Origin of the sequence: Curtobacterium aurantiacum, from assembly GCF_018598555.1 — a bacterium.
Taxonomy (GTDB): Bacteria; Actinomycetota; Actinomycetes; order Actinomycetales; family Microbacteriaceae; genus Curtobacterium; species Curtobacterium aurantiacum.
In genome coordinates this window covers 259,320-269,199 of sequence record NZ_JAHEWN010000003.1, presented here as the reverse complement: position 1 = coordinate 269,199, position 9,880 = coordinate 259,320, and the positions used below count along the sequence as shown (strand labels likewise).

At 72.2% G+C, this 9,880-nt stretch carries 10 protein-coding genes; 3 read left to right on the top strand and 7 right to left on the bottom strand.

Translation table 11 applies throughout. The features are described from left to right. Window positions 1-39 precede the first annotated feature (39 nt). Window positions 40-243, bottom strand: a complete 204-nt coding sequence (locus KK087_RS04910) for a hypothetical protein (RefSeq protein ID WP_214564381.1) — start codon at window positions 241-243, stop codon at window positions 40-42. Continuing rightward, window positions 240-1,157 carry a helix-turn-helix transcriptional regulator gene (locus KK087_RS04905; RefSeq protein ID WP_214564380.1) on the bottom strand — a complete coding sequence of 306 codons (918 nt, stop codon included), beginning with the start codon at window positions 1,155-1,157 and terminating at the stop codon, window positions 240-242. Before KK087_RS04905 ends, KK087_RS04910 begins: the two co-directional genes overlap by 4 nt. A gap of 86 nt (window positions 1,158-1,243) precedes the next feature. On the opposite strand from KK087_RS04905, the gene KK087_RS04900 reads away from it, so the two are divergent. After that, the gene (locus KK087_RS04900; protein ID WP_214564379.1) at window positions 1,244-2,128 is read left to right on the top strand and encodes an aldo/keto reductase; all 885 of its coding nucleotides are present in this window, start codon (window positions 1,244-1,246) and stop codon (window positions 2,126-2,128) included. A 79-nt stretch (window positions 2,129-2,207) separates the two neighbouring features. Here KK087_RS04900 and KK087_RS04895 read toward each other — a convergent pair whose 3' ends face one another. Together KK087_RS04895 and KK087_RS04890 are read right to left on the bottom strand one after the other, a co-directional pair. Then, window positions 2,208-3,086 (bottom strand): helix-turn-helix transcriptional regulator, encoded by an 879-nt coding sequence (locus KK087_RS04895; RefSeq protein WP_214564378.1) that lies wholly within the window; start codon window positions 3,084-3,086, stop codon window positions 2,208-2,210. Between the two features lie 55 nt (window positions 3,087-3,141). Next, window positions 3,142-4,299 (bottom strand): PQQ-dependent sugar dehydrogenase, encoded by a 1,158-nt coding sequence (locus KK087_RS04890; protein WP_214564377.1) that lies wholly within the window; start codon window positions 4,297-4,299, stop codon window positions 3,142-3,144. Window positions 4,300-4,408: 109 nt separating this feature from the next. On the opposite strand from KK087_RS04890, the gene KK087_RS04885 reads away from it, so the two are divergent. Next, window positions 4,409-4,807 (top strand): (R)-mandelonitrile lyase, encoded by a 399-nt coding sequence (locus KK087_RS04885; protein WP_214564376.1) that lies wholly within the window; start codon window positions 4,409-4,411, stop codon window positions 4,805-4,807. Next, window positions 4,804-5,475, top strand: a complete 672-nt coding sequence (locus tag KK087_RS04880) for an SDR family NAD(P)-dependent oxidoreductase (protein ID WP_194631859.1) — start codon at window positions 4,804-4,806, stop codon at window positions 5,473-5,475. The genes KK087_RS04885 and KK087_RS04880 overlap by 4 nt, the downstream gene beginning before the upstream one ends. A 143-nt stretch (window positions 5,476-5,618) precedes the next feature. Here the strand turns inward: KK087_RS04880 and KK087_RS04875 are convergent, their stop codons facing one another. From KK087_RS04875 to KK087_RS04865, 3 genes are read right to left on the bottom strand one after another with little or no spacing between them, the layout of a single operon-like run. Further along, the gene (locus KK087_RS04875) at window positions 5,619-8,441 is read right to left on the bottom strand and encodes an ABC transporter permease (protein ID WP_214564375.1); all 2,823 of its coding nucleotides are present in this window, start codon (window positions 8,439-8,441) and stop codon (window positions 5,619-5,621) included. Further along, window positions 8,438-9,166, bottom strand: coding sequence for an ABC transporter ATP-binding protein (locus KK087_RS04870; RefSeq protein WP_027466859.1), 729 nt, complete (start codon window positions 9,164-9,166; stop codon window positions 8,438-8,440). The genes KK087_RS04875 and KK087_RS04870 overlap by 4 nt, the downstream gene beginning before the upstream one ends. After that, window positions 9,163-9,771: a PadR family transcriptional regulator gene (locus KK087_RS04865; RefSeq protein ID WP_250900809.1), complete on the bottom strand. Its 609-nt coding sequence runs from the start codon at window positions 9,769-9,771 to the stop codon at window positions 9,163-9,165. Before KK087_RS04865 ends, KK087_RS04870 begins: the two co-directional genes overlap by 4 nt. Between the last annotated feature and the right edge of the window lie 109 nt (window positions 9,772-9,880).

Below are 9,880 nucleotides of genomic sequence, written 5' to 3'. Positions count from 1 at the left end.
CGCGGACCGGTGACAGGTGCTGTCCTCCCCCCTCAGCCGTCACCGCCGCCGGAACAATTCCCCCAGGTGCCACGGCCCGGGCGTGAGCCGCACGGCCGCCTCGGCTCGGACCCGTTCCTCGAGCTCGCGGTCACGGGTGAGCTCGTGGATCTCCTGCTCGGCGCGCAACCGGAACCGCAGCCGGCTCAGGGGCCCGGTGGACGGAGCCGGCACCACTGCCCGGACGGAGTCGGTCTCGTTCATGCATCCTCCGCCGAGGCAGCGACAGCGTCGGTCGACGCGGTCGACGCGGTCGACGCGGTCGACGCACCGGTCGCACTCGTCGCCGCGAGGTTCGCCAGCAGCTGCAGCCGTTCCTCGGACGCCGACCCGGGCTCCGTGCCGTAGACGACCATGGTGAGCCCGGAGTCCGTGACGAGCTCCATCGTTTCGTAGCGCATGTCGAGATCGCCCACGTCCGGGTGGTGCAGGCGCTTCACGCCGCTCTGGTGCCGCATCACGTCGTGTGCCGCCCAGCGCCGCCGGAACACGTCACTGCGGGTGGAGAGCTCCCCGATCAGGTCGGTCAGTCCCCTGTCGTACGGCGAGCGGGCCGCCTCGGCGCGCAGGGCGGCGACCACGTCGCGGGCGACGGCGTCCCAGTCCCGCCAGAACTGCTGACCGCGCGGGTCGAGGAACGCGAAGCGTGCGGTGTTCGGGGTACCGGAGGGCGACAGGAACAGCGGCGAGTACACCGCACGGGCGAGTGCGTTGCCGGCGAGGAAGTCGAACCGGCCGTTGCGGACCCAGGCGGGGGCGCTGATCGAGTCGAGCACCCGCTGCACGTTCGGCCGGACCTTCGACGTCGGGATGGTCCGGCGCGAGGCGCCCGAGGCGTTCTGCAGTCGGGCCAGGTCGAACAGATGGGCGTGCTCGGCATCGTCGAGGCGGAGCGCGCGGGACAGCGACTCGAGGACGCTCTCGGACACCCCGGTCAGGTTCCCGCGCTCGAGGCGGACGTAGTAGTCGACACTCATCCCGGCGACCAGTGCGAGCTCTTCGCGCCGCAGCCCCTTCACGCGGCGGACCCCACCGAAGTCGGGCAGACCGACCTGCTGCGGCGTGACGCGCTCGCGGCGTGTGCGGAGGAAGTCGCGCACTTCGCTTCTGGTGTCCATGCGCCCACGGTACGGCCGGCCGGGTGCCGGAAGCAGGGGTTGCTGGTACCCGTCAGCCGGGGGTCGGCGGTCGTAGCGTCGTCGGCATGGAGACAGTCACCCTGAACAACGGACTCGAGATCCCCGCCATCGGTTTCGGCGTGTTCCAGAGCGCCCCGGAGGAGACCGTGGACGCCGTCCGCACGGCCCTGGAGACCGGGTACCGCCACATCGACACCGCCGCCGGGTACGGCAACGAGCGCGAGGTCGGCGAGGGCATCCGCGCCTCGGGCATCGACCGCGACGGCATCGTGGTCGAGACCAAGATCTGGGTCTCGGACTACGGCTTCGACCAGACCCTGCACGCCTTCGACAAGGCCACCGGCAAGCTCGGCTTCGACACGATCGACGTGCTGATCCTGCACCAGCCCGCGCCCGCCCGCTTCGAGCAGACCGTGCAGGCGTACCGGGCCCTCGAGCGCCTGTACGCCGACGGCCGGGTCCGCGCGATCGGCGTGAGCAACTTCATGCCGCACCACCTCCGCTCGCTGCTCGAGCAGTCCGACGTCATCCCGGCGCTCAACCAGATCGAGCTGCACCCGTACTTCACCCAGCCGGACGTCCAGCGCGCCGACGCCGAGCACGGCATCCTCGATCAGGCGTGGTCCCCCATCGGCGGCATCACGTTCTACCCGGGCTGGGGCGACGAGCGGGTCAGCGTGATGGAGGACCCGACGATCCGGTCGATCGCCGAGGCGCACGGCAGGACGCCGGCGCAGGTGATGCTCCGCTGGCACGTGCAGCAGGGCCGGAACGCGATCCCGAAGTCGACGAACCCCGGGCGCATCGCCGAGAACTTCGACGTCTTCGACTTCGCGCTGACCGAGGACGAGCTCGCGCGGCTCGACGCCCTGGACACCGGGCGTCGCAACGGCCCGGACCCGGACGGGACGGACACGAGCTGGTTCGACCGGGTGATCCCGGAGGCCTGACGCGAGCACGAGCGGCCTGGAGGCGCGGGGCGGGCCCGCCCCGCGCCTCCACGCCCGTGGGGTGGTCACCGCCACCGCGTCAGGCGAGCTGGCGCGCCCGCTCCGCGATGCCCTCGGTCGCCGCCCACGAGGCGAGCACGCGGAGCGCGTCGGCCGTCGGGCTGCCCGGCGTCGCCGGGTAGATGGTGAGCGCGAGCCCCGGGTCCTCGGCGAGTTCGAGCGTCTGGAAGTGGAGTTCCATCGGGCCGACCACGCTGTGCCGGAACGCCTTGACGCCGGCGTAGTGGCGTCGGACGTCGTGTGCCGCCCAGAGGCCGCGGAAGTCGTCGCTCCGCATCGACAGCTCGCCGATCAGTGCAGCGAGGTCCTTGTCGTTCGGCGTCCGGCCCGCTTCGCGGCGCAGGATCGCGACGTTCGTGTGCGCGGCCCGCTGCCAGTCCTGGTAGAAGTTCCGCGCCTGCGGGTCGAGGAAGATGAAGCGCGAGAAGTTCATCGGCCGTGCCGGTGCCGCGACCAGGTCCGAGTGCATCGCGAAGCCGAGCGCGTTCGCCGCGACGATGTCCTGCCGGTTGTTGATGATCATCGCCGGGGCGTCCGTGACCACGTCGAGCAGGTACTGCAGCTCGGGCCGGACGGCGGCCACCGGGACGACGCGACCGGCGCGGCGGGGGGTCTCGTTCTGGTGCCGCGCGAGGTCGCGCAGGTGCTCGTGCTCGGCGGCGTCGAGCTGCAGCGCCCGGCCGATGGCGTCGAGCACGCTGTCCGAGACGCCCTGCAGGTTCCCGCGTTCGAGCCGCGTGTAGTAGTCGATGCTGACGCCGGCCAGGCGTGCGACCTCTTCGCGACGCAGCCCGGTGACGCGACGCCGCGTGCCGAATGTCTCGACGCCGGCCTGCTCGGGGGTGATGCGGGCGCGACGGCTGGAGAGGAAGTCGCGCGCTTCGTCGCGGTGGTTCATGCCGTCACGGTACTTCGCGCGGTTCCGCGCGAGCGAGGGGCTGCGGGAACCCCTTTCACGCGCGCGTGAACGGGACGGAGACGATCCGGTCGTCTCCGCTCGACGGTGTCCCGCGGCCGTCGGTGTTGTTCGTGACGAACCAGAGGGTGTCCGACGGGCCCTCGAGCACGGTGCGGATGCGGCCGAAGTCACCCGCGAAGTACTCGGTCGCGGTGCCGGGTTCGTCGGCGGGGATCGCCCGCAGCACCTCGCCGCGCAGGTTCGCGACGAACACGGTGTCGTCGATGACGGCCAGGCCGCTCGGGGACGCCTCGTCGGTGGACCACTGCTGCACGGGGTCGACGAAGCCCTGGTCCTCGCCACCGGTGCCCTCGACCTCGGGCCAGCCGTAGTTCGACCCGGGCTCGATGACGTTGAGCTCGTCGCGGGTGTTCTCCCCGAACTCCGACGCGAACATCGTGCCGTCCGACGACCAGCCCATGCCCTGCACGTTGCGGTGTCCGAGGCTCCACACCGGTGACCCGTCGATCGGGTTGTCGGCGGGGACGTCGCCGTCCGGGGTGAGCCGCAGGATCTTGCCCGCGAGCGACTCCTCGTCCTGTGCGTCCGTGCTCGCGCCGGCGTCCCCGACGCTCGCGTAGAGCATGTCGTCGGGCCCGAACGCGATCCGCCCGCCGTCGTGGAACGTGTTCTTCGGCAGGCCGTCGATGATCGTCGTCGCCTCGCCGAGCCCCCACGACCCGGTGCTCCCCGTCAGCTCGTACCGCTGGATCCGGTTGCCGTCGTCCGCCGTCGAGTACACGAACAGGTCGTCGTCGTGCAGTGCGAGTCCGAGCAGGCCGCCCTCGCCGCCGTGGCTGACGCCGTCGACCGTGCCGACCTCGCGGGTGGAGCCGTCGGACCGCAGCTCGAGCACCCGGGCCGAGTCGCGCTCGCTGACCAGCGCGTCGCCGTCGCGACCGGTCAGGACCACCGACCAGGGGGCCTCCAGGCCGGTGACCACGTCGGTGGTGTCACCGTCGAGCGCCACCTGACCGGCCGACAGGTCGGCGGGCGCGCTCGCGCGGGCCGACGGCGAACCGACCCGGTCGGATCCGTCCCGCTCTGCTCCGTCGCCACTCGTGCAGGCGGCGAGGGCCAGCGTCGCGACGGCGGCGAGGCCGGCCACCGACCAGAGGCGGCGGCTGCGGGGCGTTCCGGCGGGTGTGTCCACGATGATCCTCCCGGGTCGTGCGTCGATCACACACGCCGTCGTCGGGAAACCCCTGAGGGGGTCTGCCGGCACCTCCCGACGGTGCGCACACCGGCCTACCGTCGTCGGCATGCAGATCCAACCGAAGCAGCCGACCGTCAAGAACCCGGCGGCGCAGTTCACCGGAGACGTGTACCTCGACGCGATCGCCTCGCCCCAGGAGCCCGGTCAGACGATGACCGTCGCCAAGGTCCGGTTCCTGCCCGGCGCCCGCACCGCCTGGCACGCGCACGCCAAGGGCCAGACCCTGCACGTCACCGAGGGCGTCGCGTGGATGGGCACCCGGGACGGCCGCGTCATCGAGGTGCAGGCTGGACAGACCGTCTACACACCCGCCGGCGAGGAACACTGGCACGGCGCGACCCCGACGGACTACATGGAACACCTCGCGATGCTCGAGGCCGCCGACGACCCGGCGACCACCACCACCTGGCTCGAGCACGTGAGCGACGAGGAGTACACCGCATGACCACCATCGCCATCGTCGGGGCCGGCAAGGGCCTCGGCCTCGCCGTCGCCGAGCGCTTCGCCCGTGAGGGCTTCGCCGTCGCCCTGATCTCCCGCAACCAGGACCGCCTGGACGGGCTCGCCGCGGAACTGCGCGAACGCGGCCACACCGCCGCCGGCTTCGCCGCGAACGTCCGCGACGGGGACTCCCTGCGCACCGCACTCGAGCGCGCCACCGAGCAGCTCGGCCCCATCGAGGTGCTGCAGTACAGCCCACTGCCCGCCAAGGAGTACATGCGGCCCGTGCTCGAGACCACGGCGGACGACCTGGTCGGCCCGATCGAGTTCTCGGTCTACGGCTCGGTCAACGCCGTCCGCCAGGTGCTGCCCGGCATGCGCGCGATCGGCCACGGCACGATCCTGTTCGTGAACGGCGGCAGCGCGGTCCGACCGGGAGCCCGCGTCACCGGCACCTCCGTCGCCTTCGCGGCCGAGAGCGCCTACGCGCAGCTGCTGCACGACGCCGTCCGCGACGAGGACGTCCACGTCGGCCAGCTCATCATCCCGTTCGGCATCGACGACGGGCAGCCCGAGCACTCCGGGGAGTCCATCGCCGACCGCCTGTGGGCGATCCACACGGAGCGCGGCGACTTCCGCACCTACGCGGAGGCGCTGCCCGAGCTCTCGTGAGCGTGGCGCTCGCCGCTTCGTGAGCAGGAATGGTCGGGTCCGGCACAGCGACCCGACCATTCCTGCTCACCATGTGACGGACGGGAGGCCCGTGGCGACGCCGCCACGGGCCTCCCGTCCGTCCCGTGTGTGCGTGACGCACGTCAGTGCGCCCGTCGCACCGCCACCCGCCGCCGACCCCGCGAGGTCAGCCACGCCCCGGCCGTCACCACGAGGGGCAGGCCGATCGCGAGCAGGGCCAGCACCGGCCAGTCCGCCACGAAGGGCATGTGGTTCACCCCGACCGGACTCTCGGTGAACCGCAGGGTCAGGGCGCGGATCGGCAGGAGCCCGAGGAGCGTCCCGATCACCGAGCCGACCGTCGCCAGGATCGCCGCCTGCCAGGTCGACACCCCTCGGCGCAGGCGCGGGGCGGCACCGATGGCGTCGAGCACCTCGTCGTCCCGCCGGCCGTCGGACCGTGCGAGCCCGATCGCCACCGCCGTCGCTCCGATGGTGACGGCCGCGGCCAGGGCGAGCACGATCGCCCGGATGAGCGCATCGCTGTCGGTCGGACCGGCTTCGTACATGAACGACGGGCCGCTCCACCGTGCACGGTCGTCGCCGCCGAAGCTCTGCCACGCCGAGCTCAGCTCGTCCGACTGCACCGGCTCGATGTCCTGCGGCAACGTCGTGACCAGCATGCCGTCGACCACGGGGACGCCGTAGTGCTCTGCGGTGGCCTTCGTCATGAAGACGCCGACCTGGATCCGCGGGGTCTGCACGTCGAGCACGGCCGGGATCGACACGCTGGCAGCCGGTCGGCTGCGCTCCGTGAGCGGCTTGCTGTCCCACGTGCGGTCGTGGAAGGTGTCGATGCGGACCGCACCGTCGTGGGCGTACTCCGGCCAGAGCGACACGGCCTGCCCGCCCTCGAGCGCGTCCCGCACGGCGGCGGACGGCCGGTGTCCGGTGAGCACGGCGTAGTCGTCGATGGTCCCGGTCCAGATGTGCGGGCTCGACACGCTCGCCGTGTCCAGGTAGTACGAGCAGCTCGTGGTGTCGTTCACCGGGCAGTCGTACGGGGACCACCGGTGCGGGACCGTGATGGTCGACGGTGCCTCGCCGGGCGTCTCCTGCGCGACGCCGAGCACCCGGATGCGGTCCTGGTCGAACACCCCGGCCACCACCTTCGCCGCGTGCGCGGTCAGCGCTGCGTCGTGGCGGCCGGTGGCACCGCCCTCCTCCGTCTCGGTCTGCACCTCGGACGTCGCGACCCCGACGGCGGTCCGGTACTCGTATCCGCGGACGTACTGGGCGTGGGTCGAGGCGCTCCACGTGATGACGACCGACGCCACGAACACGACGCTCATCACGCTCGCGAGCACCGGCACCGTGCGCACCGGGTTGCGACGGGCGTCGCGGGCGGCCAGCCGTGCGGACAGCCCAGCCCGAGCGGTGAGCCGGGTCACCAGGGCGAGCAGCCACGGTGAGCAGACGGCGATCCCGAGCTGGATCAGGCACGGACCGATCGCGACGCCGGCACCGACGACGAACGCCCAGCGGTCCTCCTGCACCGGGCGGTCGTTGAGCATGAGCACGCCGACGCCGCACGCCATCGTCATCACGGCTCCGAGGACCATGAGCAGCGGACCCCAGATGCGCCGCCGACGACGAGCCGGACGGCTCACCGGCACGGGACGGAGCGATCCCCGCAGCGCCGCGAGCACGTTGATCCGGGTGGCCGACCGAGCGGCGACGAGTGCGGAGACGAGTCCGGCGAGCACGCCAGCCACGGCGATCGACAGCAGCAGGAGCGGCGGCACGTGCAACCCGGGGAACGACACCACGTTGCCGTTGTCGATCAGTCGGAACGCGAGCACGCCGATGCCGGTGCCGACCGCGACCCCGAGGACCGCGCCGACGAGCCCGAGCACCACGCCGGAGCCGGCGACGATCGTGCGGACGAACCGCTTGTCACCGCCGACGCTCGTGACGATGGCGTAGGAGCGGGTGTCCGCCCGGGTGCCGACCAGGAACGCAGCCCCGGCGAGCAGGGCGACCTCGAACATCGCGAAGACGCCGAGCAGCGCCATCGCGCCGAGGTACCAGCCGAGCGACGAGCCCGCGGCACCACCCGGCAGGCGGGCGTCCGGCGGATCGAGCACGACCGGCCGCGACTGCACGACGATGCCGTGCGCGTTGAGCTGCCGGATCTCGGACCACGTCGGGGCGTCCGACGGCAGGTACACGGTGACGTCGGTGAGCCCGGCGTCGTCGGTGGTGTCGGTCGTCGAGAGCGTCGTGCCCCAGGGCAGGAACACGCCCTGCGAACCCGGGTCCGTCCCCAGGTCGGTCATGGTGCCGGTGATCGTGAAGCGCTTGGTGACCGGGTCGGTCAGGTCCACCGCGTCGCCGATCTGCGCCCCGAGCCGGTCGAGCGTCGCGGGTGTCACCATGAGCTCGCTGCGGGTGGTCGGCCTCGAGCCGTCGAGCACGTGCCAGTGCCCCTCGAGCGACGGGTCCCAGACGCTGCCTTCCACGGCCGTCAGCCCGATCGGACCCTTCGGTCCCTGGAGCACGACGGGCGTGCCGCCGACCGGGATCGCCAGCGCGCCGTCGGGCACGTGGGCCAGGACGTTCGCGAAGGGCGAGTCCTCGTCCGACTTCGTGACGGGGCTGTTCTTCTTCGAGTCCGTGGACTGCCACTCGACGGGGTCCTGCACCATGCCGGGCAGGTCCGGACCGGACACCCGCATCTGCGCCGATGCCTGGCCGAGGTCGTGGTCGAGCTGCTCGGTGACCGTGGCCTGCGTCGACTGCACCACGACGGCGACGGCGGCGAACCCGGCGGTGGGGATCCCGATGAGCGCGATGATCAGTGCCGCGCGGCCCGCCTTCGCGAACGCCAGCCGACGCCCCAGTCGGAGCGCCGGTCGGAGGGCGAACGGCGTCCGGGTGGTCCCGTCACGCCGACCGCGGCTCACGACGCGGTCCGGTCCGTCAGTGCTGCTTCGACACCCGAGTACACGGTCTCGTCGACCACACGGCCGTCGCGCAGGAACACGATGCGGTCCGCCCAGGCGGCGTGCCGGGCGTCGTGGGTGACCAGGAGCGCTCCGGCTCCGGCGTCGACGTGCCGACGGAGCATGCGGAGCACGACCTCGCCGGTCTGCGAGTCGAGCGCACCCGTCGGCTCGTCGGCGAGCACGAGTCGACGCTCACCGACCACGCCGCGCGCGATCGCCACGCGCTGCTGCTGTCCGCCGGACAGGTCGTCCGGGTAGGCGTCGGCACGGTGCGACAACTCGACGTTGTCGAGCGCGAGCTCCGCGGCACGGCGGGCCTGCGAGGCCTTCCACCCGTCGAGCTCGAGCGGCAGCGCCACGTTCTCGACCGCGGTCAGCGAGGGGATCAGGTTGAAGTCCTGGAACACGAAGCCGATCAGTCGGCGTCGCAGCGCCGCGAGCTCCTTGGCGGGACGGTCGGACACGAAGGCGCCGTCGATCAGGACCTCACCGCTCGTGGGCGGGAGCAGGGTGCCGGCGCAGGCGAGCAGCGTCGACTTCCCCGAGCCCGAGGTGCCCATCACGGCCACCATCTCGCCGCGCTCGACCCGCAGGTCGATGCCGGCCAGTGCCGTGACGGCCTTCGCACCGGATCCGTAGTGCACGCTCACGGCGTCGAGCTGCAGGAGCGGTGCGGCGGTCACCGTGCACTCCGCGCAACGGCAGCGGCAGACGATGCGGCAGCACCGGCAGCACCGGCAGCACCGGCAGCGGTCGGCGTCGCCGGGTGCTCGTCCGGCCGGTACCGCGCCACGCTCGACTCCACGTGGTCGAGCCAGCGCACCTCGGCCTCGGCCTGGAACACCATCGACTCGAGCACGAGCGACCATGCCAGGTCCGTCTCCGGATCGGTCGTGCGCTTCAGCCGGGTCAGGTCCTGCAGGTTGCGGATCGCGGCACCGCGCTGCACCTGCACCAGCCGGGCAACGTCGACCCCGGGCACCGTGACCGCGAGGGCGAACTTGATCGCCAGCTCGTCGCGGCCGCGCTTGGCCGGCACGGGCTCGCTGAACCAGCGGGCCACTTCCTCGCGGCCGGAGTCGGTCGCGGTGTAGACGACGTGTCCGTCGTCGTCGGTGTCGCCGCGGGCCACGAGGCCGTCGCGTTCCAGGCGGTCGAGGGTCGTGTAGACCTGGCCGATGTTCAGCGGCCAGCTCCTGCCGGTGCGGTGCTCGAACTCCCCCCGGAGCTGGTACCCGTAGCCGGGTCCGCCCACCAACAGCGCGAGTACGCCCATCCGAACGCTCATGACACTTCCCCTGTCTCGGGCCACCGTGGCCATACCGAGTATGCACATACCCGGTATGCCTGCGCAAGCGCGGATCTGGACAGGGCGGAAAAGCGGACGGGAGGCGCGG

Excerpts from the sequence above, each read along its gene's own strand:
- KK087_RS04880 (WP_194631859.1), top strand. The coding sequence starts at position 4,804 with ATGACCACCATCGCCATCGTCGGGGCCGGCAAGGGCCTCGGCCTCGCC.
- KK087_RS04900 (WP_214564379.1), top strand. The coding sequence starts at position 1,244 with ATGGAGACAGTCACCCTGAACAACGGACTCGAGATCCCCGCCATCGGT.
- KK087_RS04910 (WP_214564381.1), bottom strand. The coding sequence starts at position 243 with ATGAACGAGACCGACTCCGTCCGGGCAGTGGTGCCGGCTCCGTCCACC.
- KK087_RS04895 (WP_214564378.1), bottom strand. The coding sequence starts at position 3,086 with ATGAACCACCGCGACGAAGCGCGCGACTTCCTCTCCAGCCGTCGCGCC.
- KK087_RS04905 (WP_214564380.1), bottom strand. The coding sequence starts at position 1,157 with ATGGACACCAGAAGCGAAGTGCGCGACTTCCTCCGCACACGCCGCGAG.
- KK087_RS04865 (WP_250900809.1), bottom strand. The coding sequence starts at position 9,771 with ATGAGCGTTCGGATGGGCGTACTCGCGCTGTTGGTGGGCGGACCCGGC.
- KK087_RS04885 (WP_214564376.1), top strand. The coding sequence starts at position 4,409 with ATGCAGATCCAACCGAAGCAGCCGACCGTCAAGAACCCGGCGGCGCAG.